The sequence below is a fragment of the Peribacillus sp. YIM B13472 genome (assembly GCF_042788005.1).
Classification (GTDB): domain Bacteria; phylum Bacillota; class Bacilli; order Bacillales; family DSM-1321; genus Peribacillus; species Peribacillus simplex_E.
In genome coordinates, this window is record NZ_JBHZPG010000025.1 from 1 (window position 1) to 26,201 (window position 26,201).

Consider the following 26,201-nt stretch of genomic DNA (forward strand, 5'->3'; position numbering starts at 1 on the left):
GGCGAAAATTCAAAGGGAATTTCAAAAGGGTTTCAGAATTTTTTAATTCCGAACCCCTTTTGTCTACAAACTGAAAGCACATCCAATAAGGATGTGCTTTCATAAAAGTATTATTTGTACATTTCAGCCACTTGCTTTTGCAATTCGCTATTTTCAAGGTACTCATCATAACTCATTTGCTTATCGACTGTACCATTTGGTGTAAGTTCAATGATTCGGTTCGCTACAGTTTGGATGAACTGATGATCATGAGAAGAGAAGATCATAGATCCTTTAAAACTGATCAAACCGTTGTTCAATGCCGTAATCGACTCTAAGTCCAAATGGTTAGTAGGTTCATCAAGCATTAGGACGTTCGAACCGCTTAACATCATTTTGGAAAGCATACAGCGGACTTTTTCGCCCCCTGAAAGTACGCTTGCCTTTTTCGTTACTTCATCACCAGAAAATAACATTCTTCCCAAGAAACCGCGCAGGAAGCTTTCACTCTGATCATTAGGAGAATATTGACGGAGCCAATCGACAAGAGTTAAATCGACGCCTTCAAAGAATTCAGCATTATCCTTAGGGAAGTATGCCTGAGATGTCGTAACACCCCATTTGAATGAACCGCTATCTGGTTCAATTTCACCTGCCAAGATTTTGAACATTGTTGTTTTAGCAATTTCATCTTTACCGACAAATGCAATCTTGTCGCCTTTATTCATCGTGAAGCTAACGTTATCCAATATTTTTATACCATCGATCGTTTTCGAGATTCCATCGACACGAAGCAGGTCGTTCCCGATTTCACGCTCAGGTGTAAAGCCGACATATGGATAGCGGCGCGAAGAAGGCTGTATGTCATCCAAGCTGATTTTGTCCAATAATTTCTTGCGGGATGTTGCTTGGCTCGATTTGGATGCATTAGCACTGAATCGAGCAATGAAATTTTGAAGCTCTTTGATTTTTTCTTCTTTTTTCTTATTGGCATCTTGAGTAAGTTTAAGGGCAAGCTGGCTTGATTCATACCAGAAGTCATAGTTTCCGATATAAACTTTGATTTTACCGAAATCAAGGTCCGCAATATGTGTACAAACTTTGTTAAGGAAGTAACGGTCATGGGAAACTACGATAACAGTGTTTTCAAAGTTGATCAAGAATTCTTCCAGCCATTTGATCGCTTTTAAGTCCAAGTGGTTGGTAGGCTCATCCAGTAAAAGAACATCCGGTTTACCGAATAGTGCCTGGGCAAGTAATACTTTAACTTTGTCGCCACCGTTCAATTCAGCCATTTTCTTTGTATGCAGGTCTTCTGCAATGCCTAGGCCTTTTAAGAGGATTGAAGCTTCAGGTTCAGCTTCCCAGCCGTTTAATTCGGCAAATTCACCTTCAAGTTCGGCCGCTTTCATTCCGTCTTCGTCCGTGAAGTTTTCCTTCATATAGATGGCATCTTTTTCTTGCATGACTTCATATAATCTTTCATGTCCCATAATGACAACTTTAAGGACTTCTTCCTCTTCAAAAGCGAAGTGATCTTGTTTTAGAACGGCAAGGCGTTCGCCAGGCCCCATATGGACATCACCGGATTGTGCTTCAATTTCACCGGAAAGGATTTTTAAGAAAGTGGATTTACCTGCACCATTTGCACCAATAAGACCATAGCAGTTACCAGGCGTGAATTTTATATTAACATCTTCAAACAGTTTACGATCGCCATAGCGTAAACCAACATTATTTACAGTAATCATTTATTTACATTCCTCCAAAATACTTTTGTTTCAACGTGTCCAACACTTTGTTTCATTAGTTTTACGCTGATTCACACAAACAGCAGTTTATGTCCAATAATTTATTAAATGCCGTTCGTTAAATTGTATCTTATTTCTAAGGAAAATTAAAGGCAGATTAGCAAAAACAAACGTTTATAAGCAAAAAATGCACAAGGATTTAATTTTGTTTATAAATTGTCACCAATTTTGTAAGTTGTTTTTCTTGTTGAAGGAAAATATAGGTATAAAGACTCATTACGCACCAACCTTATAATTGGTAATATAGGTAACTGTAACTAACGCAGCAGGAGGATCATATATGAGCGATTCAGTAGGCTTTTGGAAACGTTTTTTAGCAGGATTTTTGGATGGCATAATAGTATCTTTACCATTAGCGATAATTTTCGGGTTGATTACTGGAGATTGGGAAAATGAAAACTTTTCAACGTTTTTCGACTTTCTTTACATGCTGATTGTCCCGATATTATGGTATGGCTATACAGTGGGTAAAAGGATTATGGGAATACGCATAGTAAGGATGGACGGCAAAAAATTGGGCATAGGCACAATGCTATTGAGGTATTTAGTTGCTGCTTTGGTTTATGCCATTACATTAGGAATAGGGTTTATTGTCAGTGCATTCATGGTCGGCATAAGGAAAGATCATAGAGCGATACATGATTTCATAGCAGGTACATACGTGACATCAAATAAACCATGATTCATTGATAAGAGTTTAATAGCTGTTTTTAGACTGTAGGCAAACTTGGAGAATCAAGTTTGCCTATAGTTTTTTGAGGGTTTTTTCTAACGTTGATTGGAACGTAGGGCACGCGCTTGGACGCGCTTTTCTAAGCAGGAGTCTCGCACACCCGTTCCGATCAACTTTGTTTAACATTTAGATAACACTCCTTTTGTATACAAACTAAAAGCAGTTAATAGCTGCTTTTTTTTATGCGAAATTACACATTCAAACCGATATGATTTTTAGAGGAACCCTACATAGTATCTTCATCAAATATGAATGGGAATTTGCAGACTACTTTATTAGGGGCCATTTTTAAGGAATAAATATTACATTGGAAACCACGATAGAATATTTATGCATTAAAACAGTGGCAGTTAGGAACCAAAAAGCACTTCACCTATATGGTCAAGTGCTTTGGTTATTCAAAACCTCTTTATTTTGATTAATGATGATTTTATTTCTTAAAATCATTTCCTTATTATTAAGTCCAACATTTAGTTCTTTGGTGTTATTCACCTTTTCCAGCAGTGATACTACAGATATTTCCAATAGTTCGGAGATAGGCATATTTGTTTTGGATGATAAAATTTCAAGTTCATGGATTAATTTAGGGGATAGCATTGGTTGTCTTTCATTTATTTCCATGACAGTACCCACTTTCTTAAAAAAATTATTTAATTTTAATTTAAGTATATAATGTGAGTTTCCAATAAAATATTAAATTAGCGTTAGTTATGTTAAGAGATGATGACAAATGTAGAAGAAATGTATAATCGAGCACTTTACCCTAATGGAAGTGCTGATCATTTCCAGAGAATCATGATGGTCATATATTATTGAAGCATTAAAGCCAAGAGACTTGATTAGTTATAGTCGTAGGAGAAACATTGAAAAGTTTTTAGTCAGACTGTATCTGTAAAAAAATGTATCTTGAAGGAAATTCCTTTATGGTATGGAGGGTTCGCCCCTCAGGATCATTCAGCCGTTTTTTATTCGGTTTATCAGTGACGGAATAGAAGGTATGGATCCCACTGCCTGTCCATACCATCTTCAATGATTTCCAATGCCTTTTCCATTGACATCCCCGTACGCTAGGCTCAATCGGAGGTCATTGCATAAAAGGCGTCTGCAACGGCACTGATCCGACCGAATAAAGGTATTTCACCCCCTGCCAGTCCATTGGATACCTTTCATGATGATGCCTAACGCCCGGTCCCAGCTATGGTAATTCCCAGCCCATATTATATCTTTTTCTTATCCATGAAAGCCGTCCGCCCTGAAAAGGAATTCGATCAAATAGACATAATTACACTAATGATCAATCCAAATAGCACTAAAGTGCCTGAATTCAGCTTTTCCCCATATATAAATAAAATGACAAGTAAGACGGTAGGTATGGTTGCCCCTAAGTAATGCAATATCAGGGTTCGCCTGCTTGCTAACAACGGAAACTTCTGTGCAGTCGTATAGGAGGTTGGAAGGAAGAGCAAGGTAGGGTTCATTTGTTCCAAGGCCTGCTTGATGGTTTGACATCTTTTTGATATACAATGAATTCATTGCATATCATGATGTATAAAGAGGATAGTATAATTGTCATTAACATAATTGCATCGGATAATGTGATATCCATCTGATGAAATAGAAACAAACTTCCTACTCCCAGTATGGTAAAAAAAGTATTCAATGATTTTCTCCTGAAAGCATTTTGGATGCTGTGTATTCTACAAATTATATGAAATATCAGGGAAGGTAAAATTTAGACAATATAATTCTATGTCTCCAGATTTGTCAACCATTGGCTTTTCTGATAGTATAAATGTCCATTTCGTCTTAGCATCGGCATTTTAATGAGTTTGATAACTAAATAAGGAAGGGGAAGTGGTTTCATTGGGTAATCACCCTGATTTTGAACAGGAACGGCAGCGGCTGGATTTTACGAAACGTTATATCGATGTAGTCATCAAAACATCGGAAACAAGCAAAGATCAGTTTCAGCGGAATATGCAAGAAGCTTTTGGCGATGCCGATTGGTCTGAATCAGGCTTATATTCACAGTTGCTGACGACGGCCAACTTTTTTGAGATGTCCAAAACCGAACTTGAAGGTTTACGCAAAGCAAGTAAAAAGCCCTACTTTGCAAGAGTGGATTTTGAAAGGAATGACGGTGATAGAGGCGAAGTCCTTTATTTCGGAAAAACATCGCTTTATCAGAGGGAAAGCCAGGAACAGATCATCGTCGATTGGCGATCCCCGATTGCAAACCTCTATTATGAGGGACGGATTGGTGAAATAGAATATGAAGCGGAAGGAGAGACATTCAGCGGGAACATTACTTTAAAAAGACAGCTAATGATAGAAGAAGGTGTCTTGGAGGAGATAAGGGACATTGATTTGACAACAACGGATGAATTATTGCAGGAATCCCTTTCCAAAAGTTCCAGCAATCGATTGACAGATATCATTACCACGATTCAGGAAGAACAAAATAAAATCATTCGTGCAGATTTGAATAAACCTATCATTGTCCAAGGCGCAGCGGGCAGTGGTAAAACTACAATTGCTTTACATAGGATCTCTTATTTCATTTATCACTATAAAGACTTGTTCGATCCGCGACAATTAATGATTCTTGCTCCGAGCCGGGTTTTCATTGATTATATATCTGAAGCTTTACCTGAATTGGGTGTGGAAAAGGTAAAACAATTCACATTTTCCGAATATGTTCAGGCAGCGATAGGAAAGCAGGTAAAGCTTGTAGCGGATGATAAATTAACTCGATTGCTGGAAAAGGATGATGAAGAAATTAATTCAGCCGTCTGGATATCAGGTCTGAAGGGCTCCCCTGTCTTTAAATATATATTGGACGAATATGTAAAGGATATTTTCAGTGGTTTTCATCCGAATGCTGATTTTTATTGTGATAAATATCGCCTCTATTCCGCTAAGAAGTTCATTAGATTATTGGAAGAGGATTATTGGTATTTACCGTTATACAGCAGGCTGGACAAACTGAAGGCCATTTTACAAAATGAAGTGAAATTGAAAAAGAAAATAATGCTTGAACGTGTTGTTGATCTTTATGATGCCAAAATTGAGAAAGCTCTCTATAAAAATATTGATCCAGACATACGTAAGGAATTTGTTACAAAATGCCTCGATAAAAAGGAGGAAAGGATAGGTCAGATCCAAAAGGCGATCCGTACTTCCGTAAAAGGGTATTTTAAGCAATTCAAAAGTAAAGATCTCCTGGATTACTATCAGGAGTTATACGAAGATCCGGAGCGTCTTGCCTCTTACAGCAACGGTAAACTTACTGTTGAGGATGCCAGTGTATTATGTGAGTATAATCATAAATTATTTTCTGTTAAAAGCTACGAGATGGAGGACTTAGGGGCATTATTATATCTTCAGGAGCGGCTTTTTGGTGTCGATAAAGAGAACAAAGCAAAAAATGTCGTCATTGATGAGGCACAGGATTACAGCTTCATGCAGTTACAGGCACTAAAAACGGCAGTGGATACCGATATGTTCACACTTGTAGGTGATCTTGCACAAGGCATCCATTCATACCGCGGACTTCAAACTTGGGAAGAGGTTCACAATCGTATTTTCCCTCGGGCGACATATACCGAATTACAAAAAAGCTACAGAACAACTGTTGAAATAATGAAACAAGCTAATGAAATACTTCAGTTGTTATCATATGATTTCCCGGAAGTCGAACCTGTAGTCCGTCATGGCAAAGATCCAGAGTTCATTTCCATTGAAAAGGAAGGTTGGGAAGAAGAACTTATCGAACTTATCGCAAGCCTTAAAGAAGAAGGATTTAAAACGTTTGCTGTTATTGCCAAAACGATGAAAGATTGCAAACTGGCAAACGAGAAACTAAGGGGATTCCATCAAGGCTTTCATTTAATAGATGAAGCAGGAAACATCCCTAAGGATAAAACGTTGATTGTTCCTTCCTATCAAGCCAAAGGTCTCGAATTCGATGTCGTATTTGCAATATCCCTGGAAGAAGCGTATTTCCATGGGAATGAACTTGATATCAAATTGTTGTACGTAACAATGACAAGGCCATTGCACAGGCTTTATTTTTTAGGTAATGAGAAAAATGCTTTTCTTATCGAGACATGAAAGTGATAGGGTTTGAGTGTAACCATCCTCCTCGGGATACGCATTACAAATGCAAAAGGATATCCTGAATATCTTCCCACCCGAAACCTACTTCGATGAGCTCGATGCCTGCCATTTTAACGGTTTTTTCAGCTATCACTTGACCGCCAAGGGCTTTGTAAAAATCGCATGAAGGATTATCCTTTAATGCCCAGATTATTAAATTCTTATGTCCCATTTCAATAAGGTCATGTATGACCGCTTTTATCATTTTTCGGCCGAGTCCCTGTCGTTGATATTCTTTTAAAAAATAGATGGCATATACTTCACCTTGAATATGCGGATCATTCGTTTGTTCAGGCCCGCCGGCAGCGAAACCGATGATTTCACCATTGGCGTTTTCCGCTACAAAGGTGGCATTATGCAGCATCTTTAAATTTCTTAGCCAGTTTTTCTTTTTGGCTTCCAGATTCATGGAGGACAAATATTGTTCTGGGAGGATTCCTTTATAAGTCGTTTTCCAGCTGTTAATATGTACATTTGCTATTCCAATTACATCTTCTTCTATGGCTTTCCTTACCTTCATGAAAACACCTTCTGATTTCTGTTTTTTCCTAGAATATCATGGAAAAAGTGAATAAGCATATTATTTATGTTTAAAACTGCATGAGAAAGGATAAGAAATAAAAGAGTGATTCAACCAGATGAGGGGAAGGATGAGAAAGATGAAATTGAAAGTTAGTTTTTATTTTCCGGGCGGCAAAGAACTAGAGCATGAGGTTGAAGGCGATGACTCTACTCAAATGATTTCAAATATTCAAAAGCACCGTTATTATAATTTAGTTAAAGGCGATTGCCATTATGTCGTAGATACGGAAAAAGCAGCTTATTTTTCTGTAACGGAATTATTGGATTGAGAATAAACCGCATTGGACTTTTGTTCCATTGCGGTTTATTCTTTTTGTTGTAAGGAAACCGGAAAAGGAGTACGACAATGAAAATCAATTTTACCAAGAAACAGTATGAAACATTATTCAAAATGGTTCAGTACGGATATTGGGTTGCTTCCGATACTGAAGATAATAAAGAATTCAGTGAGGTGGAACAGTATCTCAATTCCTTTGCCAAAGATTTCGGCATGGAAGGAGTACAGTTTGTGAAGGAATATGAAATTTTTGATTTAAGCAGGGAATTGGAGGAGCAACTTCATGAAGTCATAAATGAGTATGAAGAAGGAGTGTTCAGGGATAAACTTGCTTACCATTTTGCTAGAAAAGAGTTTGCCGAGGAGTCGGAAAAACATGATTACAATCAAGAGGAAGCGTTTAAACGTATCATGGAGCTCGAAGAAAAATATCATCTTCATATTGAAGAACATGGATTAGGGAAATTGAATATAGAAGAATAAAAGAGAGAGGACTTAATTAATAGGGTACCTGTAGTTAGGACACTTGAAAAAGAGTGTTTTATCTACAGGTATTTTTTTATATACTTGAATTTCAAGATATGCGGATTAGGAGACAACATGAGCAAGATAACATTTTCAACTAACGAGATAAAAATACTTCAGAAGAACCCCAATGTACAACGTGTTAGTCATTTAGCTATTACCTATACGGACGACTTTAAAAATAGATTTATGAATGAATATCTAGCTGGCAAACTCCCACGTCAAATTTTTGTGGAGAATGGCTTTGACGTGGATCTTTTAGGAATTAAGCGAATTGAACAAGCTGCCTACAGGTGGAATAAAGCTTATGAAAAGAAAGGGTTAATTGGGCTTACGGATTCAAGGAAAGGAAAATAGGTTCTGGCAGGCCAATGAAACGGGAATTTTCTCTGTCAGAAATTATTGAAAGGCAAGAAGCGAAGATTAAGCTTCTAGAGGGACAGGTGGAGCTGTTAAAAAAGCAAGAAACGACAGAAAGGAGGTTGTTAAACGCAAGCGAAAACCTAGATCCGAGTAGAGTATTTCAGTTGATTTATGAGACCATTGAACAGCATCAATTTAAGCATATGACCAAATATTTTTGTGACCTTTTAGGGGTCTCCCGTTCGGGGTACTATAGCTATCTAAAAGCATCCGATAGCCGAGAAGCAACAGAACAATTAGACTTAGAAGCGAAAGAGATGATATTAAAAGCGTTTAATCATCGGGGATATAAGAAAGGTTCACGCTCCATTAAAATGATATTGGAGAATGACTATAACCATCTCTGCAGCCGAAAAAAGATTCAAAGAATCATGAGGGAATTTGGAATGGTACTTATTTGCCATCTAACGGTAATTATATGGCCTATTTGTCGACCGTAAAAGATGCCTCCACTAACGAAATAGTAGCTCATCATGTTTCTGACCGTATCACTTTAGACATCGCAACTCAGACGATCAAGAAATTAATAAACAACAAGAAAGTTACTCTACATACAGAAGCCTTTATCCACTCGGACCAAGGAAGCCATTATACCAGCTCAAGGTATCAAAAGTTAGTAAAAAAATATGGTTTAGGCCAATCTATGTCTCGGAGAGGGAACTGTTGGGATAATGCCCCACAGGAATCATTCTTTGGTCATTTAAAAGATGAGGTAGATTATCGGTCGGCTAGAACATTGAAAGAATTAAAGAGGAAAATAAATCAGTATATGGTTTACTATAACAATTATCGATATCAGTGGAATTTAAAAAAGATGACCCCTATTCAATATAGGAATCATCTTCAAGTTGCTTAATCTCTTTTTTATAGTGTCCTTGACATGGGTGCCAGTTTAAATTTGTCCTCTCTTTTCTCATTCTGAGAAGTCATGATTTCCGTGTTCATCACGAATGTCTTCAACCACTTCGCAAAGGTTTTATACACCAGGATTATGACCTAATTTTTCAACTGTGTATTGGTAAAATGCAATTAAGTCATTTTGTGACGCAAAACCTGCTTGTGCAGTCTGTTCGCTCCCTCCGCCTTTCCCATTATACGAACCGAGTTCAGCCCTGAAATATTGTCCGCAATGAAAGGGGATGGCACCACTGTGCGAAAGGATGACCTTTTGCTCCTTACGTGATGCTAATAATACGGTAACCTTTTCCTGTTTTACAATCGTACCTGCAAGGTAGAGCAGATCTTTCATTGAGCTATCTTCGAATATATGAGAGATGAATCCCTCTGCATTTTCAGCAAGCAGAGAGTCAGCAAGAAAATTTGCATTTTCTAGTTTTAAGTTTTCATTTGCCGATAGTAGCTGCTTATAGTCATGCTCCAGTTTCTCCACCCTATTCAGAATCTCTGTACGTCCGGTATTGAACTTATTCGATAATGCTGAAAGAATTCCTAGACTTTCGGAATAATCGTTCAATGCCCTGAAGCCGCACTTAAAATAGAGACGGGTATGTTCTTTCTGCTTTTCCGTTTTGAAAATTTTTATTAAGCCAATCTCACCTGTACGCCCTACATGAGTTCCACCGCAAGGGTTATATTCAATCCCTTCAATCTCAACAATACGGATATTCTCTGAAACTTTAGGCATTTTGACGACAGGAAGTGTCTGTAATTGCTCGTTTGTCACGTAATAGATAAGTATTTCGCGATTCTCGATGATATATTGATTAACTAGCTTTTCAGCAGCAGCCGTATGTACTTCAGTCCATTGAAATCCTGACATTATATCGATCGTTAAATATTCTTTTCCAAGGTGAAAGCTGACCGTATTAGAGTCGTACAGTTCCCTGCAGACAGCAGAGAGTAAATGCTGGCCGCTATGCTGTTGCATATGATCGAAGCGGCGGGACCAATCAAGTTCACAATGAACGATTTCTGAATCTGGCCTTCTCTCCGTCTTATGCAGAATCTTTCCATCATTGCTTTTTTTAACGTCAAGAACGGTGATTCCTTCTATTAAACCAGTATCTGCAGGCTGACCGCCCCCTTCGGGATAAAAAGCGGTTTCTTCAAGAATGGTGTAGTAAAAGCCATCTTCTTCAAAGCTCTCCTGAATTTTGGTATCCCATTGGGAAGTCTTGGTGGATGTGTAATATAATTTTTTTGTCATGAATGATTTCTTTTCCTTTCTGTTGATCATTAAATTATATCATCGAAATACGTGAGTATGAAATTGCAGCCGGACGGGAGGCTGTTATTTCCGTAAAGGAAAACCGTAGGGATGAGCTTGGGGTTTTGTCGATTGCATTCAAAAAATGTTTACAAGCGTTCAGGAAAAAGAGCAGGAACGAATGCGCTTAATGAAGAACTGCTTGCACAGCAGGATGAACTCCAAGCAACACTTGGAATCATCACTGATAATGAGCAGAAGCTCACGAGGAGAAATGAACTGATCAATGGTATATCATCGACTCTAGATAAAAAGGAAGTGTTAAAAAGCATTGTCCTTAATATGAGCAGATTGATTTCTGCTAATCGTGGAATGAATGATGGAAAGTCAAGAAAACTTAGTCATGAAATTATGGTCATTGAAGATGATTTTAACTTGGCGGAACTGCTAAAATATGAATTGATGGACAGTGGCTTCCACGTCAGCTACTTAAACATTGGTGGAAAGGCATTTCAAAAATTGAAAACCTCATCTCCGGATGCCATTGTACTGGCTATCCTTCTTGAAGAGGGGGAGATGGACGTCTGGACAATCCTGAGGGAATTAAAAGGATCCGCTGACTTGAATGAGATTCCCGTTTTCGGATCGACCGCACTTGACGAAAGGGAGAAGGGAATTTCCTTGGGAGTTAATGATAAACAAGGACAGTTTCTGGTCCCACAGTCATTCCATGAAGAAAACAAGGATTAAAAATAAAAAACCGTAATAGGTATACAGAACAACAAAAAAATGATAAATTCAAATATGTTGGAAAAATAAATAATTGGGTACAATTGTAGGTAAAGGTAAGTTACAGGAGGATTTTTATACATGCAAAAAATTCAGGCCGGCATGGCTGTAGAGTTAGAAGTGGAACGTAAGGCTGATTTCGGATGGTTTTTAACGGATGGTTCAGAAGATGTCTTACTTCATCATAATGAAATGAGTGAAGGAACGGAACTTGAGCTTGGCGATGAAGTAACTGTGTTCATCTACCATGACAAACAAGCAAGGCTAACAGCGACAATGAAGATACCCGAAATTCAGATTGATCAGTATGGCTGGGCGGAAGTTGTCAATGTGAAAAGGAAACTGGGTGTTTTTGTGGACATCGGTCTTTCCAAAGATATTCTTGTATCCCTGGACGACCTTCCGAATATCGATCGTTTATGGCCTGAGGTTGGTGATCGTCTATATGTATCCCTTAAGACAGATCGTAATGACCGCCTGTTTGGTAAGCTTGCAACGGAAGATGTAATTCAGGAGATTGCAGTGACAGCTCCTTTAAAAGGAATCCGAAACACCAGTATTAAGGGAAATGTCTATCGTTTGCTTATGGTTGGGTCTTTCTTTATTTCACAAGAAGGATACCGCTGTTTCATTCACGAAAGTGAACGCAAGGAGGAACCCCGTCTTGGTGAATTAGTTGAAGGGCGCGTCATTGATAGTAAAGAAGATGGAACGCTTAATGTTTCTTTAATCCCCTTTAAACAAGATCTAATGGGGGAAGATGCTGATGTCATTTTCACTTATTTAATGAATCGCGGCGGTGCAATGCCTTATGGCGACAAAACGCCACCTGATGATATCAAGTTTCACTTCGGTTTAAGCAAGGGAGCGTTCAAGCGTGCTCTTGGTAAACTGATGAAGGAAGAAAAGATTTACCAGGAAGATGGATGGACATATTCTTCAGACCGTAAATGAAAAAGGCAGCGGATTTTCTCCGCTGCTTTTTTATGTGAATTTCATTAAAAAAACTTCTTTTTACCTTTTTCTTCTTTTAAAATCTCCACAGCTTCCCTGAACCTCATCGAATGGATAATTTCCCTCTCACGCAAAAATCTGAGTGAATCATTGATATCGGGATCATCCGAGATGTCGATCAACCACTGATAAGTTGCTCTGGCCTTCTCTTCAGCGGCGATGTCTTCATATAAATCTGCAATCGGATCGCCCTTGGCTTGGATATATGTGGCAGTAAATGGATTCCCTGCTGCGTCATGATAAAAAAGGGCACTATCATGATTGGCATAATGTTCACCTAGGCCAGCTGCAGCCATCTGCTGAGGGGTGGCGTCTTTTGTAAGCTTATAAATCATTGTAGCAATCATTTCCAGATGGGCGAATTCTTCCGTTCCGATATCCGTAAGCAGGCCAATCACTTTATCAGGAATTGTATATCGTTGATTTAAGTATCGGAGTGCTGCAGCCAACTCGCCATCAGCACCTCCGTATTGTTCTATTAAATATTTTGCCAATCGAGGATTACAGTCTCTTACTTTAACTGGATATTGCAGTTTCTTTTCATAAACCCACATAGATATCTCTCCTTATACCTGCCATGGCCAAGGGCCTTGGCCCCATTCCCATTTATTTTCACCGCCTGGACTGTTTCCAAAACCCAATAATGGACCATATTTAGGCTCAAAAACCGATTTCAATTGTTTGGAGTATTCATGAAATTGATTGAATTGCTGTAATGCTTGCTGATCGTTAGGATGTGTATCCAAATAAAGAGTCAACTCGACAAGTACGAAATCCGCCGCCTGTATTTGTTCAAGCAACTGATAATATTCATCATCCAGTTTCTTATTCATTTATGTCTCCCTTTCCCGATATGGATTATCATAAAAATCATAAAAGAATTTCCAAAGTGTACCGTATTTCAAAGCTTCCTCCGGTGTGAACTGCTCCAAATTCGGCGGTTGAAAATTAATATACAAATTAGGTGGTGTCCTGTAGTACTTTCTCCCAATAGGCGGGCACGGATCGAATTTACTATGGAAAGGTTTATATGATTTAACTAAGGTAAAAGTCTTTTCGCGAGTCACAAAAAATACCTCCTTTGTAAAGATATAGCCTTTAATTTTTATGCCAGGGTAATGCATAATATGACTCCCCTGGTCTGGAAAGGGAATTATCTGGAAAATGATGTTTTTCAGAATATTATAAAATATTGTTATAGTCCCGTTATCTTACTGTGATGTTTGTCATCTATTCTTTATCTGTTTGTTCTTTGTATAGAAAAAAACTATGTTAAGATTTAACTCGTAGCTTATAAAGCAGCTCACAAGGAGGTAACAACATATGAAAAAATCAATCTTATCGTTAGCGGCAGCCGCTGCAATATCCGGTGCATTCACAATTCCGGTACAAGCAGAAGATGTCAAAGTGAAAGATGGAGACACATTATGGGGGATATCTCAAACATATAAAGTATCAATAGAAGATGTTAAGTCTTGGAACAATTTGTCTTCAGACATGATTTATGCCGGAGAAACCATACATATTTCTCAAGAAGAGCATCATAAAGTAAAGTCAGGGGACACATTATCGGAAATTGCAGACAAATATGATGTAGCGGTAAATGATATTAAATCTTGGAACGGTTTAAATTCAGATACCATCCATCCTGGTCAGAAACTGGTCATCAAACCGGCAGCTAATAAAGTCGAAGCTGCGAGTGTAGGGCCTGCGCAGGAATCAGAGCAAGCTGCACCAGCAGAACAATCGGAACCAGCAGAACAATCAAAGCCAGTGGAGCAAGCTGCACCAGCAGAACAAACAAAGCCGGCTGAACAATCGGAACCAGCAGAATCATCAGAGAAAGCAGACACAAATGAGTCCAACGATCAAGCAGGAATCGAAAAAGAGATCACTGTTAGAGCAACTGCCTATACGGCTGATTGTCAAGGCTGCAGCGGTACAACAGCCACAGGAGTTAACTTGAAAGCTAATCCTGATGCAAAAGTGATATCAGTGGATCCATCAGTCATTCCGCTTGGATCTAAAGTTTATGTAGAGGGTTATGGCTACGCGACCGCAGCTGATACAGGCAGTGCCATCAAAGGGAATAGAGTGGACATTTTTGTACCTAACGAAAAAGATGCCGTGAATTGGGGCGTTAAAAACGTCAAAGTTCAAATCCTGAATTAATTAAACCATACAAAACATGTTTATATATTGAAAAAAGCAGACACAGACATTATGTGTCTGCTTTTTTTGTCCTTTTGGTTCACGGGAAAAGCAGGTACAATGAAAGAAATAGATCCTTATAAATCCTAACAAGGTAAAGAGGAGGAGTAGTAAATTGATGGAAAAAGCACGTGATTATTTACAAGAATATTTTGGTTATGAGTCATTCCGAAAAGGTCAGGAACAGATTATCGAACAGGTTTTGGGAGGAATAAACACAGCGGGAATCATGCCTACTGGCGGAGGTAAATCAATATGTTACCAAATACCAGCCCTTCTGTTACCAGGTGTAACACTCGTGATATCCCCACTTATTTCCTTGATGAAGGACCAAGTAGATGCCCTCGAACAAAATGGGATTGATGCCACATTTCTTAATAGCTCCATTTCTGGGTTAGAATCATCCAATAGAATGAACGATATTAAGCACGGTAGATATAAGCTGGTTTATGTTGCACCTGAACGTTTGGAAAATCCTGCATTTCAACAGGATCTATTTAATGTGGAAATTTCATTGGTTGCCATTGATGAGGCCCACTGTATATCTCAATGGGGACATGACTTCAGACCAAGTTATTTAAAAATCAAAACCTTATTGAAAAACATGCCATCAGCTCCGACTGTACTGGCATTAACGGCAACAGCCACACCGCATGTGACCGATGATATATGTCAGTCACTAGGAATATCAGCGCAGCATACAGTATCAACGGGATTTTCCAGAGATAACCTGTTCTTTTCCGTTGTGAAAGAAGAAAATCGCGGACGGTTTTTAATGCGCTATTTAGAGAAAAACAAAAATGAATCGGGTATCATATATGCAGCCACTAGGAAAGAAGTCGATACCTTGTATGCCAAGCTTATTAAAGCAGGATTCAAAACAGGTCGATACCATGCTGGCATGAATGAACAAGACCGGTCGGAACAGCAAGACCAATTCATTCGTGATGACGTTCCCTTGATGGTAGCAACATCCGCCTTTGGGATGGGAATCGATAAGTCGAATGTTAGATACGTCATCCATTACCAAACTCCAAAGAACATGGAGAGTTATTATCAAGAAGCGGGCCGTGCAGGGAGGGATGGTTTGGCTAGTGAATGTATCCTTTTATATTCCCCTCAGGATATGCAGATACAGCGTTTCTTGATTGATCAATCAAATCCCTCGCAGGAGTGGCAATCCCAGGAATTGAAGAAATTGAACAGAATGAAGGATTATTGTTTTACCGAAGGGTGCTTGCAAGCCTTCATCCTTCGATACTTTGGAGAAGAAAACCCGGAAGATTGCGGTCATTGTGAAAATTGTACAGATAAACGTGACTCTGTTGAAGTAACTACACAGGCACAAATGGTCCTTTCATGCATGTTGCGAATGGGTGAGCGATTCGGTAAAACGATGATTTCCCAAGTGCTTACGGGATCACGCAATAAGAAAATTGAAGAGTTCGGATTCCAGAAGCTTTCAACCTATGGTATCATCAATGATCAATCTGCGAAGGATGTAGGTGATTTCATTGATTTCCTGACGGCAAAACAGTACATCGAAATGACGGGCGGCCAGTTTCCGGTCCTCAAGGTTACCAATGCTGGCAGGGAAGTGCTACTGGGTCAGAAAAAAGTCCTGCGTAAGGAAATAAAAAAAGTAAACAGCATCAGTGCGGATCATGGGTTGTTCGAAGAGTTAAGACAGTTAAGAAAAGAATTGGCAAGTAAGGAAAATGTACCTCCATTCATTATTTTTTCCGATGCATCTTTGAAAGATATGGCCGTCAAACTGCCGAGGACGGAAGAGGAATTCCTGGAAGTTAAAGGTGTAGGCATGCAGAAATTTGAACGCTTCGGATCCGTGTTCTTACAAGGGATTTCCCAGTATGTACAGGCACACCCTGAATTAGAAACGAATACTATGGTTACAAAGGACACGGTAAAGCGAGCTACTAAACCATCTCATTTAGAAAGCTTTCGCTTATATCAGGAAGGTAAATCAATCAAGGAAATAGGGACATTGAGAGGGCTTTCTTCCGTTTCAATTGAAAATCATTTATTAAAGTGTGCAGAAGAACACTTGGATATCAAATGGGATGAGATTTTCTCGGATAAAGAGTTTGATCTTGTTTTGGAAACTGCGAAACAATTGGATTCTGAAAAATTGAAACCACTAAAAGAAGCCCTGCCTGAGCATATTTCCTACTTTATGATTAAAGGGATCTTGGTTAAAGCAGGGTTGGAAAACGAAAGGTGTTAAGGTTTTTTTAATAATTTCTTCATTGAATAAATAAGAATTTAGTTTAATGCGTATACTAGGAATGATAAAAAGGAGAAATTATGCGCCTTTAATCAGAGTCTTTATATAAAAAAGAGGAGGTTGCTCATGTATTTTGGTAAAAAGAATTCAGAGGAACCAGAAATCGTTATGGAAGATACGATAGTATATGCATGTGGATCTGCAGATTGCAATGGTTGGATGAGAAAAGATTTTGCCTCGGAAAACTATGATTGCCCAATGTGCGGAAGTCAATTAGTTGAGGAAGTCAGGGAACTTCCAAAAATTGAAAATGAGTATAATGCGTTTAAATAAAAGAGGTGAATCATAGCCTCTTTATTTTTTATTTTAAGAAAGAAGTAGGACGGAGTGATTTTATTTTGGATTAAGGCTTTACATATAAAAATATTTATGGTATTATTAAGTTTCAGTGTTATGAAAAGAAAACACTGGAGGGTAATTTAAAGTAACATTTTTATTAATAAAATAATTTTTCATCATTTTCATGATGAAGTAGAAACAAGTTAAACACATCTAGAAAATAGAACTACATGTAATTATTTTCCTCGATCCATTTCTGTTCTTCATTAACTTACTTCTATGTACCATTTGTCTTTTGGAATTTAATCTACCCAATTGGAATTACGGACGGTTTTAATTAATAAACATGTACTTACAAGCTTTTATCTGATTCTCGCAGGCACGGTCTAGGAACCGTATGGATGGGAGAGAGGCAGGGCTTTCATTGTTTTAGGTTTTGGCATTAAAAATTACTCTCATGCTCGATTCGCTTTGAAATGTTCATTGAACGAGCAGGAAGAACCATATGGAATGGATTCTTAAACAGCGCAGTCTCGATTATCTTGAAGGGTAAGTCAGGGACTGTGTTTCATTTTGGGGAATCATCTCTTTTTTAGAATCTTTCTTCAAATATATAAAGCATATATATGATATAATGGTTACTGAGATATGAAAAATTCATGTCGTAATCTCAAGTTCTTACCATTCAAATGTTTGTTTGAAAGAACAATAATCATACTTAGATTTGCGAATGGTTATTTACTCACAATTTAGATTAAACGCCATCTATTCTTTCTTTTATCTTTATGGCTTGTGATCTGTTATGCAGGACGGAGTCAATTCAATTCTAAGGAGTGAGATATATGTATAGAAGAAATAATACGGAAGAAATCATTCCTGAAGAAACAAAGGTGTGGGAATGTACATCAGAAGATTGCAAAGGTTGGATTCGCGATAACTTTACAAGTAATGATGAACATGTTTGTCCGTTATGTAGCAGCGAGATGAAACCCGGCACCAGAATGCTTCAAGCAATCAACAATCCAAGAAACTATTAAGGCTAGATAAAAAAAGCTGAAGGGGATTATCCCTTCAGCTTTTTTTATCTTTTTGCCAATTGGATGAAGCAAAAAGCAGGTGAGATTAGTGAATATCTTTTTTCTTGAACCGACCGCCTCGAACTTCCGCGATATCCCCTACGGCAAGAAATGCAGATGGATCGAAGCTTTTGACAATCTCTTTAAGTTTTGCTTCCTCAAGCCTGTTGATTACACAAAAGATGACTTTTTTATCATCACCGGAATAAGCACCTTCGCCAGCTAAAAAGGTTACGCCTCGTCCAAGACGATACATTATCGCTTCGCCGATATCATTAAATTCATCACTGATAATCCAAACAAATTTGGATTCGTCCAAACCTGCGATGACGATATCCATCGTTTTATATGCCACGAAGTAAGCTATGATCGAATACATGGCACGATCCCATGAGAATACGAAGCCCGCACTGCCAAGGATGAATAAATTAAAAAACATGACGATCTCCCCAACGGAAAAAGGGAGCTTCTTGCTAGCGAGAATAGCAAGTATTTCTGTACCATCCAATGAGCCGCCATATCGAATGACCATTCCAACACCAATGCCAAGAATCATTCCGCCGAAAGCGGACGCTAGGAGGATATCTTGAGTGAAAGCTGGTACATGATGAAGCAATGTAGTGGTAATGGAAAGGACTAAAATTCCATAAAGGGTAGATAATGCGAAGGTTTTTCCGATTTGTTTATAACCGATAAAAAAGAAAGGAAGATTCAAAATGAAAAGAAAGATTCCAAGCTTCCATCCAGTGATGTAAGATAACATAATCGATATACCCGTTATGCCCCCGTCGATTACGTTATTCGGCACTAAAAAAATCTCGAGGCCGACAGCCATTAAAACCGCACCGATTGTAATTAATAGACCTCTCTGTAATATTTGTCTAAGTGTTAATTTTTTATGCTGGGTCTTCTTTTGCATAATTTCTGTTGTACTTGCACCTGCCAGGTCTGACATAATCATGCCCCCCACTCCTTCTCTCTATATATGTTCTATTTAATTATAAACCGATAGGTATAATTAAATAAAGAAATTAACATTCTTGATTAATATATTCCTGAATAATTATTGATATTAATGATAATTCCCCTGCAATGATGAAGCAGGGTTGTGAATGCTTGTCATTACCATGTATTCATATTCTACTCCATACAAAACAATAGTATTTCTCATTTTATTGATTTTATGAAAAAACCTGCATTTTCTTGAGAAAGGGGGTGCGCCGAAAGAATCAGAGTGTAAATATATAGGAGTAAGGAAATAAAAAACCTTTGAGGTCCTATGAATTTACATTACAATATAGGAGAATAGAACGGTAGAGGTGATCAAGTAAAAAAATGGAACAATCAATTGTGGCATCAAATCCTGTCCTCTTTATGATTGCAGTACTATTGATAATAATGGCGAGTTATACGGCTTTGGATTTACTGACAACATTACTGACGATAGAGAGATATAAACGCCTGGTATATATAGGGAGCAGTTGCTCTATGGGAGTGGCTATCTGGACGCTTAATTTTGTGGTCATATACACACTTGATAATTCAGGAATGGCAGCATACAACTTTTCTACAATAATTTTTTCGTTAGCATTAGCGATAGCTCTCGCAGGGGTTGGGTTATTGGCCATTTCATATAAAACACAAGTCCTGCAAATCGTTTTTTGCGGGTTCATGTTTACGATGGCCATTTTATCTAATTATATAATGGGAACATCATCTTTAAATCACTCTTTGCAATTTAGCCCATTGTCGGTTCTCAGTACGCTTTTCAGTATCTTTATTTTATTTGTAGCAGCGCTTGCAATATTATTTTATTTTAATAAATTAAGTCAATCTTCGCTAAAGCCAGTCAGTACGCTCATGATGAGTGGGGCAATCATTGAAGGCTATTATCTTTTTGTGAGAGTGTTACCGATGAACGTGAAAAATGAAACGGGTGAATTTGTTCCACTCACTCCATTTATGCTTTATCTTACATGCTTCGTTTCATTATTCATCCTTGCCAGCTTTATAGCTTCAAGTACAATCGTGGGCCGTCGGTTAGCAAAAAGCGATAATACTGTGAGTGATATCCGTTATGCTTTAGATCAATCGGCAATCGTCGCCATCACGGATGCAAAAGGAATCATTACATATGTTAATGAAAAATTCCTGGAAATATCACAATATGAAAAACATGAACTTATAGGGGAAAATCATTCCATAATCAATTCTGGTTATCATGCAAAAGAATTTTTCACTGACTTATGGCTAACGATCAGCCAAGGGAAAACATGGCATGGTGAAATATGCAATCGGGCTAAAGATGGTAATGTTTATTGGGTGGATACAACTATCGTTCCTTTTATGAAAAAGGGGAGACCATATCAATATATTTCCATCCGTTCGGATATTTCCAGTCGTAAAAAAGCAGAAAATGCTTTAAAGGGGTCAATCAAGGAGCTAGAAGATATGCATTATGCAATCAACCAATCCATGATTGTGGCGATAACCGATGATAAAGGAGTCATTATTGAAGTGAATGAAAAGTTCTCGGAGGTTTCGGGATATGGGAAAGGTGAATTGATAGGCCAAACCCATAAAATGGTTAATTCTGGATACCACTCAAAGGAATTCTTTGAACAAATGTGGAAGACCGTCCATGAACGGAAAGTTTGGAAAGGTGAAATTAGAAACAAGGCGAAAGATGGCAGTTTTTATTGGGTCGATACAACAATTGTTCCATTTTTCAACGAAGAAGGAAAGCCATTTCAGTTTTTGGCACTTAGATATGACATAACCGAGCGTAAACAATCTGAAGAGATGCTCCATCGGCAGGATAAATTAGCCGCTGTCGGTCAGCTTGCTGCTGGGGTGGCACATGAAATACGGAATCCGCTGACTTCCATGAAAGGGTATACGGAATTTTTGCAATTGGATGAAACGGACGAAAATAAACAAGAATATCTAGAAATAATTATGGATGAAATCAATCGTGTGAATGAGATAGTGGAAGAGTTCTTACAATTGGCCAAACCACAGTCATTGATATTGGAAACGAAGAATCTTGTGTCGATCATTCAAAACGTTGTATCTTTGACGGAGTTTGAAGCAAGGAAGAAGAACATCACGTTGATTTCGGATTGTAATGACGAAGAGATCCTCGTTCGTTGTGATGAGAATCGGTTAAAACAAGTCATATTGAACTTCATTAAAAATGGTATGGAAGCTATGCCTGACGGTGGGTTCATAAAAGTCATTACTGAACTTAAAGAGGAAAATGTGCATATATCCATTACCGACACAGGAATCGGGATGCCGCCAGAGCAGCTTAAGCGACTCGGAGAACCATTTTTCACAACGAAAAAATCTGGTAATGGGTTAGGTCTCATGATCAGCTTTAAAATCATAGAAAGCCATTCGGGGAATGTCTTTGTCGAGAGCGAAGTCAATAAAGGTACAGTCTTTAATATCGTGCTCCCTATTTAAAATGCATAAAAGGAAGCGATGAAAAAATCAACAACTTTGTAGAAGATTTCTGCGTGGGGGAACTGGATTTGGAAAAACAAAAGCATGTCAATATAATTAGCTTGAAGGTATTTTACCTTTTTTCTTTTTTTGCAGTGGGAAGTTTAACACCGCTATTAAGCGTTTATTTGGCCAATGAGGCTGGTTTATCCGGTATTGAAATAGGTACGATCATGTCTGTTGGACCGATAGTGATGATCGTTTTTCAACCTTTTTGGGGAATTGTCTGTGATTGGAGCGGGAGACCAGCAAAAATACTTGCAATGACATCGTTTCTTGCTGGTGTATTCGGTTTAGGCTACTTGCTGTTCGAACACTATTTCCTTTTAGTATCCGTCGCAATCGCTTTGGCCATCTTTCAAAGTGCGATAATACCAGTTTCTGATAGCATCACCCTTCAATATACAACGAAAATCAAAACGAATTATGGGAAAATCCGTTTATTCGGATCACTTGGTTACGGTGTGGCTGTTTTTGTGATGGGAAAGTTATCTGAATCCTTCATGGGTCCTTCCGTCATATTTTATGCCTTTTTCTTCGGCCTGTTGATTGCGGCTAGTCTGGCTCTTCGTTTGCCCGAAGAGCCACCTGGGGGGAAAGTGAAACTTTTCGGTGGAATGAAAGAATTGATCACCATGAAACGTTTTCTTATCTTTCTTGCTATAACGTTCTTGCTTTTTGGTCCTAATCTTGCAAATAATGTATACTATGGTTTGTTTGTCGAAGCAAGAGGCGGAACATATACAGGAATTGGCATTGCGTTCCTATTAGCTGTATTATCGGAAATCCCCTTTATGAGAATCGCAGGTACCTGGATTCATAAGATAGGCCTGCTTCCAATTACCTTATTGGCTGGCACGGCTTCATTGGTCCGCTGGGGTTTGTACTTCACCGAACCAAGTTTGGCTACCGTATATGTGACTTCAATCATTCAAGGGTTTTCGCTTGGCTTATTCATTCCAGCAGCTTTACAATATATCAGGGAAGTTGTCCCTGCACGTATAACAGTAACAGCAATAACACTTTATTCCGCCATTGGCAACGGATTGGGGAACTGGTTCAGTACCTTCAGCGGGGGGATAATATTGGATAAATCAGGAATATATTCAGTCTATTTATTTTTTGGTTTACTCACATTGATCGGGATGCTGCTTACAATTTGGCTAATGAGGTTAGAAAAAAATTTAAAAGTAATGGGATTAGAAAAATGATGGAAAATATATTTTGGAATATTTTTCTTATTCAAAGCGAGAGACCTCTTCACCTTCCATGGTGAAAAGGTCTCTTTTTTACTGGTACATATACAGGTTTGTAGGAAAGGCTCCGTTAATGATAAATAGATTTAACATCTTAAATGACAGGTTAATTACCAGAAGTCCATTGTTATCACTTGCTGCCATCACGAGCGCCATTTTCAGTGTTTGGCATAATATTTCCGGGCCTTTGCTTGCAACTCACTGGTCAAAAAGGGAATTCCGTGGGTCAGGAATCGAGCCCTATTCTGCCTTTTTTTATTGATAAGAGGGGAAGAGTGCGGTTTATTAAAAGAGATGCTGTTAACAATTAAGTTATTGGGATTTTTAACCATAAGCAAACGTTTTTTTGTTTTTGGAAATAATATGATTTAATGGAAGATAGAGAATGAATGGAAGGGTGAGTGTTATTGAGTAAACCAAAAGTGTTGGTTACTACCATCGTATCAGCTCTTATCGGCCTGTTTTTTGTATTTTGCCTAGGATGGGCGATTATGGACCATTATGGAAAGGGAACGTCCGATATGGAAGTAATTGAAGAAAACCCCATTAAAAATGATCTTCCCGATGATTTTACGGTAGTGGCGATAGGCGATTCATTAACACGTGGCACAGGTGATGAAACAGGCAAAGGCTATGTTGGACTTGTTGTTGAAGATTTGAAGAGTCAATATAATAGAAAACCAATCATTCATAACCTCGGAATCAATGGACAAGTGTCTAAAGAATTGGTGCAGCAAGTGAAACAACCGGAAGTGAAGCGTCAAATCCAGGCAGCTGATGTTATTTTAGTTACAATCGGGGGAAACGATTTATTTCAAAAAGGGCAGACCCTGCTTGAATATGATCGTGAAGCTACATCCGTATCACAAAAGAATTTCTTGGGAAATTTACATGAAATTTTTAAAGATATAAATAAAGTCAATGATTCAGCTACTATTTTGTTGCTTGGCCTGTATAATCCATTTATAGATTTGGATAAAGACTTTGATACGAACCGCATCGTACGGGACTGGAATAATGAAACGGCAGAAGTCGTGGCTCATTATAAAAATGCAATTTTCGTTCCAACATTCGATTTATTTCAATTGTCGGTGAATGAGTATTTGTATTCGGACAAATTTCACCCTAATAAGAAGGGGTATCGTTTAATTGCTGATAGAGTTGCTCCTTTAATAAAGTGGGAGGATGTGGAACGATGAAACAGGTGACATTGTCTGTTAGGGACTTGAGAAAAAAGATTGGCAAACGGGTAATTATTAAGGGAATAGATTTTGAGTTGCATGAAGGTGAGGTTTTCGGCTTTTTAGGGCCGAATGGAGCAGGCAAGACGACGACAATCCGTATGTTGGTCGGTTTGATTAAGCCATCCTCGGGTTCCATCCATATATGCGGGTATGATGTTCGTCAGGAATTTACGAAGGCTATGAAGCAAATGGGCTGCATCGTTGAAAATCCAGAGTTATATCCATTTTTGAGTGGGTGGGATAATTTGCTCCACTTTGCAAGAATGTTACCTGAAGTCGATGAAACAAGAATGATCGAGGTTGTTGAACTCGTCGGTCTGAAAGCGAGAATTCACGATAAAGTGAAGACCTATTCGTTAGGTATGAGACAGCGTTTAGGAATCGCGCAGGCAATGCTGAACAGACCTAAGCTGTTAATTTTGGATGAACCGACTAACGGTCTAGATCCTGCCGGAATCCGTGAAATGCGACAATTCATCAGGAAGTTGGCTGAAGAAGAAGGTATGAGTGTTCTGGTTTCTTCACACTTATTAGGTGAAATACAGCAACTTTGTGACCGGGTCGCAATTATTAAAGGCGGGGAAATTATCAAAACGGATACAGTGGAAAGCTTATTATCCACGCAGGAGCGGATAATTTGGCGGGTGGAACCTATTCAAAAGGGAGCGGAAATTCTTAGCCGCTTCACCGATATTACCATAGATCAAAGATATATCATAACAGCTTATGATGAACTCAAAACACCCGAATGGAATGCTGCACTTAACCAAGCAGGGGTGAGGGTGCATGAAATGAATCGAAAGCTCCCAGGATTGGAAGAGTTATTTTTGCAAGTTACCGGTGTCGGAGGTGCAGGCATTGAATAATTTGGTCCAAAATGAAATGATGAAGGTGTTGGCAAAAAAACGGCTGATTATAATCGGTATCATCGTTGGAATTTTAGTGTTGATGTTTACATATGCCCAATACAAACAAGTGGAAGAGCAGCGGGAGAAGTTGGGAACTGATGATTGGCGTGCAGCTCTTCAGCAGCAAATCATTGATACTCAAAATCGATTGGGCTCGAATAGGATGCTGGATGAGTGGCGTGAACAGCTGCAAGTAAGTCTGAAGCAGCAGCAATATTATCTCGATCATGATATCAATCCCTCAGAACCAGGCGCAGCTACTTTTACACGCATGTTTTTGGAAAATGCAATTGATTTGTTCATTCCGCTGTTGATCATGATTGTGGCCAGTGATTTGGTTTCTTCCGAAAATGGACAAGGCACGATCAAGCTTCTGCTGACAAGGCCCGTGGAGCGCTGGAAAATCTTATTGAGCAAATATGTAACATTATTATTATCGGTTTCGATTATCGTGGCGATGACAGCCTTATTGTCTTACCTTTTATCAGGAATCGTTTTCGGGTATCAAGGATGGGGGGCCCCCGTAATAACTGGATTCGAATTGAATGGTGCTGATGTGGATGTCAGTCAAGTAAGGTTAATTGAACAATGGAAATTCCTATTGATGGATTTGGGACTTGTCTGGCTGGTGGCGGTTGTTGTAGGGACCCTTTCTTTCATGCTTTCGGTTTTAGTGAGAAGCACCCCTGCAGGCATGGGCATCATGCTGGCTGCATTAATTTCCGGGGCTATATTGAACAATATGGTTTCATCGTGGGATTCAGCGAAATATTTCTTTATGGTGAATTTGAAGTTGACCGCTTATATTAGCGGGACGGCTCCACCGATAGAAGGGATGACTTTATTATCCTCTGTCATTACCTTGCTCGTTTGGTGGGCTCTTGCTTTAATTGTATCTTTTACAGTATTTACACAGAGGGATGTATACTGAGAAACAGCCTTTATAGATTATTTGTT

General features: G+C 38.6%; 23 protein-coding genes and 3 pseudogenes. 17 read left to right on the forward strand and 9 right to left on the reverse strand.

Annotated features, from left to right (window positions below; translation table 11 throughout):
- Positions 1–110 precede the first annotated feature (110 nt).
- A complete protein-coding gene (locus tag ACFX4I_RS17860) occupies positions 111–1,730 on the reverse strand; it encodes an ABC-F family ATP-binding cassette domain-containing protein (RefSeq protein WP_230303422.1) in 1,620 nt (539 codons plus the stop codon).
- 340 nt (positions 1,731–2,070) lie between these two features.
- On the opposite strand from ACFX4I_RS17860, the gene ACFX4I_RS17865 reads away from it, so the two are divergent.
- Entirely contained in the window at positions 2,071–2,472 is a 402-nt protein-coding gene (locus ACFX4I_RS17865) for an RDD family protein (RefSeq protein ID WP_230303421.1), read from the forward strand.
- Between the two features lie 432 nt (positions 2,473–2,904).
- Here the strand turns inward: ACFX4I_RS17865 and ACFX4I_RS17870 are convergent, their stop codons facing one another.
- Together ACFX4I_RS17870 and ACFX4I_RS17875 are read right to left on the reverse strand one after the other, a co-directional pair.
- Complete coding sequence (locus tag ACFX4I_RS17870; protein ID WP_063234466.1) at positions 2,905–3,144, reverse strand: hypothetical protein; 240 nt, start codon at positions 3,142–3,144, stop codon at positions 2,905–2,907.
- A 356-nt stretch (positions 3,145–3,500) separates the two neighbouring features.
- Positions 3,501–3,712 (reverse strand): annotated as a pseudogene (locus ACFX4I_RS17875) (HD-GYP domain-containing protein); the annotation flags it as partial.
- A gap of 665 nt (positions 3,713–4,377) precedes the next feature.
- On the opposite strand from ACFX4I_RS17875, the gene ACFX4I_RS17880 reads away from it, so the two are divergent.
- Positions 4,378–6,636, forward strand: coding sequence for a HelD family protein (locus ACFX4I_RS17880; protein WP_377422084.1), 2,259 nt, complete (start codon positions 4,378–4,380; stop codon positions 6,634–6,636).
- 43 nt (positions 6,637–6,679) lie between these two features.
- Here the strand turns inward: ACFX4I_RS17880 and ACFX4I_RS17885 are convergent, their stop codons facing one another.
- The gene (locus ACFX4I_RS17885) at positions 6,680–7,201 is read right to left on the reverse strand and encodes a GNAT family N-acetyltransferase (protein ID WP_377422086.1); all 522 of its coding nucleotides are present in this window, start codon (positions 7,199–7,201) and stop codon (positions 6,680–6,682) included.
- A gap of 139 nt (positions 7,202–7,340) precedes the next feature.
- Between ACFX4I_RS17885 and ACFX4I_RS17890 the strand changes: the two genes are divergently transcribed.
- The 3 genes and pseudogenes from ACFX4I_RS17890 (at position 7,341) to ACFX4I_RS17900 (ending at position 9,344) form a co-directional block, all read left to right on the forward strand.
- Positions 7,341–7,532: a hypothetical protein gene (locus ACFX4I_RS17890; RefSeq protein WP_230303418.1), complete on the forward strand. Its 192-nt coding sequence runs from the start codon at positions 7,341–7,343 to the stop codon at positions 7,530–7,532.
- A 77-nt stretch (positions 7,533–7,609) separates the two neighbouring features.
- Positions 7,610–8,023 (forward strand): hypothetical protein, encoded by a 414-nt coding sequence (locus ACFX4I_RS17895; protein WP_377422088.1) that lies wholly within the window; start codon positions 7,610–7,612, stop codon positions 8,021–8,023.
- A gap of 117 nt (positions 8,024–8,140) precedes the next feature.
- Positions 8,141–9,344: pseudogene (locus ACFX4I_RS17900) on the forward strand (IS3 family transposase).
- A 120-nt stretch (positions 9,345–9,464) separates the two neighbouring features.
- Here ACFX4I_RS17900 and ACFX4I_RS17905 read toward each other — a convergent pair.
- Positions 9,465–10,655 carry an alanine--tRNA ligase-related protein gene (locus ACFX4I_RS17905; protein ID WP_377422090.1) on the reverse strand — a complete coding sequence of 397 codons (1,191 nt, stop codon included), beginning with the start codon at positions 10,653–10,655 and terminating at the stop codon, positions 9,465–9,467.
- Between the two features lie 132 nt (positions 10,656–10,787).
- On the opposite strand from ACFX4I_RS17905, the gene ACFX4I_RS17910 reads away from it, so the two are divergent.
- Positions 10,788–11,405 (forward strand): response regulator, encoded by a 618-nt coding sequence (locus tag ACFX4I_RS17910; protein ID WP_377422092.1) that lies wholly within the window; start codon positions 10,788–10,790, stop codon positions 11,403–11,405.
- Between the two features lie 120 nt (positions 11,406–11,525).
- Positions 11,526–12,398 (forward strand): CvfB family protein, encoded by an 873-nt coding sequence (locus ACFX4I_RS17915; RefSeq protein ID WP_230303414.1) that lies wholly within the window; start codon positions 11,526–11,528, stop codon positions 12,396–12,398.
- Positions 12,399–12,442: 44 nt separating this feature from the next.
- Here the strand turns inward: ACFX4I_RS17915 and cotJC are convergent, their stop codons facing one another.
- The 3 genes from cotJC to ACFX4I_RS17930 are packed head-to-tail and all read right to left on the reverse strand — an operon-like array spanning position 12,443 to position 13,525.
- Positions 12,443–13,012 carry a spore coat protein CotJC gene (cotJC, locus tag ACFX4I_RS17920; protein WP_214811943.1) on the reverse strand — a complete coding sequence of 190 codons (570 nt, stop codon included), beginning with the start codon at positions 13,010–13,012 and terminating at the stop codon, positions 12,443–12,445.
- Between the two features lie 12 nt (positions 13,013–13,024).
- The gene (locus ACFX4I_RS17925) at positions 13,025–13,291 is read right to left on the reverse strand and encodes a spore coat protein CotJB (RefSeq protein ID WP_063234474.1); all 267 of its coding nucleotides are present in this window, start codon (positions 13,289–13,291) and stop codon (positions 13,025–13,027) included.
- On the reverse strand, positions 13,292–13,525 hold the full coding sequence (locus ACFX4I_RS17930) for a spore coat associated protein CotJA (RefSeq protein WP_063234475.1): 234 nt from the start codon (positions 13,523–13,525) through the stop codon (positions 13,292–13,294).
- 256 nt (positions 13,526–13,781) lie between these two features.
- On the opposite strand from ACFX4I_RS17930, the gene ACFX4I_RS17935 reads away from it, so the two are divergent.
- The 4 genes from ACFX4I_RS17935 (at position 13,782) to ACFX4I_RS17950 (ending at position 18,290) form a co-directional block, all read left to right on the forward strand.
- Complete coding sequence (locus tag ACFX4I_RS17935) at positions 13,782–14,630, forward strand: 3D domain-containing protein (protein WP_377422094.1); 849 nt, start codon at positions 13,782–13,784, stop codon at positions 14,628–14,630.
- Positions 14,631–14,787: 157 nt separating this feature from the next.
- Positions 14,788–16,914 (forward strand): DNA helicase RecQ, encoded by a 2,127-nt coding sequence (gene recQ / locus ACFX4I_RS17940; RefSeq protein WP_283933083.1) that lies wholly within the window; start codon positions 14,788–14,790, stop codon positions 16,912–16,914.
- A 126-nt stretch (positions 16,915–17,040) separates the two neighbouring features.
- Positions 17,041–17,247: a cold-inducible protein YdjO-related protein gene (locus ACFX4I_RS17945; protein WP_061463486.1), complete on the forward strand. Its 207-nt coding sequence runs from the start codon at positions 17,041–17,043 to the stop codon at positions 17,245–17,247.
- Between the two features lie 848 nt (positions 17,248–18,095).
- A complete protein-coding gene (locus ACFX4I_RS17950) occupies positions 18,096–18,290 on the forward strand; it encodes a cold-shock protein (protein ID WP_034307294.1) in 195 nt (64 codons plus the stop codon).
- Positions 18,291–18,375: 85 nt separating this feature from the next.
- Here the strand turns inward: ACFX4I_RS17950 and ACFX4I_RS17955 are convergent, their stop codons facing one another.
- The gene (locus ACFX4I_RS17955; RefSeq protein WP_283931786.1) at positions 18,376–19,290 is read right to left on the reverse strand and encodes a YitT family protein; all 915 of its coding nucleotides are present in this window, start codon (positions 19,288–19,290) and stop codon (positions 18,376–18,378) included.
- A gap of 374 nt (positions 19,291–19,664) precedes the next feature.
- Here ACFX4I_RS17955 and ACFX4I_RS17960 point away from each other — a divergent pair, with 374 nt between their 5' ends.
- From ACFX4I_RS17960 to ACFX4I_RS17985, 6 genes and pseudogenes are all read left to right on the forward strand, one after another.
- Positions 19,665–21,797 carry a PAS domain S-box protein gene (locus ACFX4I_RS17960; RefSeq protein WP_377422096.1) on the forward strand — a complete coding sequence of 711 codons (2,133 nt, stop codon included), beginning with the start codon at positions 19,665–19,667 and terminating at the stop codon, positions 21,795–21,797.
- A 62-nt stretch (positions 21,798–21,859) separates the two neighbouring features.
- On the forward strand, positions 21,860–23,047 hold the full coding sequence (locus tag ACFX4I_RS17965) for an MFS transporter (RefSeq protein WP_377422153.1): 1,188 nt from the start codon (positions 21,860–21,862) through the stop codon (positions 23,045–23,047).
- 178 nt (positions 23,048–23,225) lie between these two features.
- A pseudogene (locus ACFX4I_RS17970) lies at positions 23,226–23,354 on the forward strand (bile acid:sodium symporter family protein); the annotation flags it as partial.
- 145 nt (positions 23,355–23,499) lie between these two features.
- A complete protein-coding gene (locus ACFX4I_RS17975) occupies positions 23,500–24,291 on the forward strand; it encodes an SGNH/GDSL hydrolase family protein (RefSeq protein WP_377422098.1) in 792 nt (263 codons plus the stop codon).
- Complete coding sequence (locus ACFX4I_RS17980) at positions 24,288–25,202, forward strand: ABC transporter ATP-binding protein (RefSeq protein WP_377422100.1); 915 nt, start codon at positions 24,288–24,290, stop codon at positions 25,200–25,202. Before ACFX4I_RS17975 ends, ACFX4I_RS17980 begins: the two co-directional genes overlap by 4 nt.
- Entirely contained in the window at positions 25,195–26,175 is a 981-nt protein-coding gene (locus ACFX4I_RS17985; RefSeq protein WP_283931781.1) for an ABC transporter permease, read from the forward strand. The genes ACFX4I_RS17980 and ACFX4I_RS17985 overlap by 8 nt, the downstream gene beginning before the upstream one ends.
- The last annotated feature ends 26 nt before the right edge of the window (positions 26,176–26,201 follow it).

What these genes read in the sequence shown, in the direction of transcription:
- ACFX4I_RS17860 (WP_230303422.1), bottom strand. Translation starts at nt 1,730, where the DNA reads ATGATTACTGTAAATAATGTTGGTTTACGCTATGGCGATCGTAAACTG.
- ACFX4I_RS17865 (WP_230303421.1), top strand. Translation starts at nt 2,071, where the DNA reads ATGAGCGATTCAGTAGGCTTTTGGAAACGTTTTTTAGCAGGATTTTTG.
- ACFX4I_RS17870 (WP_063234466.1), bottom strand. Translation starts at nt 3,144, where the DNA reads ATGGAAATAAATGAAAGACAACCAATGCTATCCCCTAAATTAATCCAT.
- ACFX4I_RS17885 (WP_377422086.1), bottom strand. Translation starts at nt 7,201, where the DNA reads ATGAAGGTAAGGAAAGCCATAGAAGAAGATGTAATTGGAATAGCAAAT.
- ACFX4I_RS17890 (WP_230303418.1), top strand. Translation starts at nt 7,341, where the DNA reads ATGAAATTGAAAGTTAGTTTTTATTTTCCGGGCGGCAAAGAACTAGAG.
- ACFX4I_RS17895 (WP_377422088.1), top strand. Translation starts at nt 7,610, where the DNA reads ATGAAAATCAATTTTACCAAGAAACAGTATGAAACATTATTCAAAATG.
- ACFX4I_RS17905 (WP_377422090.1), bottom strand. Translation starts at nt 10,655, where the DNA reads ATGACAAAAAAATTATATTACACATCCACCAAGACTTCCCAATGGGAT.
- ACFX4I_RS17915 (WP_230303414.1), top strand. Translation starts at nt 11,526, where the DNA reads ATGCAAAAAATTCAGGCCGGCATGGCTGTAGAGTTAGAAGTGGAACGT.
- cotJC (WP_214811943.1), bottom strand. Translation starts at nt 13,012, where the DNA reads ATGTGGGTTTATGAAAAGAAACTGCAATATCCAGTTAAAGTAAGAGAC.
- ACFX4I_RS17925 (WP_063234474.1), bottom strand. Translation starts at nt 13,291, where the DNA reads ATGAATAAGAAACTGGATGATGAATATTATCAGTTGCTTGAACAAATA.
- ACFX4I_RS17935 (WP_377422094.1), top strand. Translation starts at nt 13,782, where the DNA reads ATGAAAAAATCAATCTTATCGTTAGCGGCAGCCGCTGCAATATCCGGT.
- recQ (WP_283933083.1), top strand. Translation starts at nt 14,788, where the DNA reads ATGGAAAAAGCACGTGATTATTTACAAGAATATTTTGGTTATGAGTCA.
- ACFX4I_RS17945 (WP_061463486.1), top strand. Translation starts at nt 17,041, where the DNA reads ATGTATTTTGGTAAAAAGAATTCAGAGGAACCAGAAATCGTTATGGAA.
- ACFX4I_RS17950 (WP_034307294.1), top strand. Translation starts at nt 18,096, where the DNA reads ATGTATAGAAGAAATAATACGGAAGAAATCATTCCTGAAGAAACAAAG.
- ACFX4I_RS17955 (WP_283931786.1), bottom strand. Translation starts at nt 19,290, where the DNA reads ATGATTATGTCAGACCTGGCAGGTGCAAGTACAACAGAAATTATGCAA.
- ACFX4I_RS17960 (WP_377422096.1), top strand. Translation starts at nt 19,665, where the DNA reads ATGGAACAATCAATTGTGGCATCAAATCCTGTCCTCTTTATGATTGCA.
- ACFX4I_RS17980 (WP_377422100.1), top strand. Translation starts at nt 24,288, where the DNA reads ATGAAACAGGTGACATTGTCTGTTAGGGACTTGAGAAAAAAGATTGGC.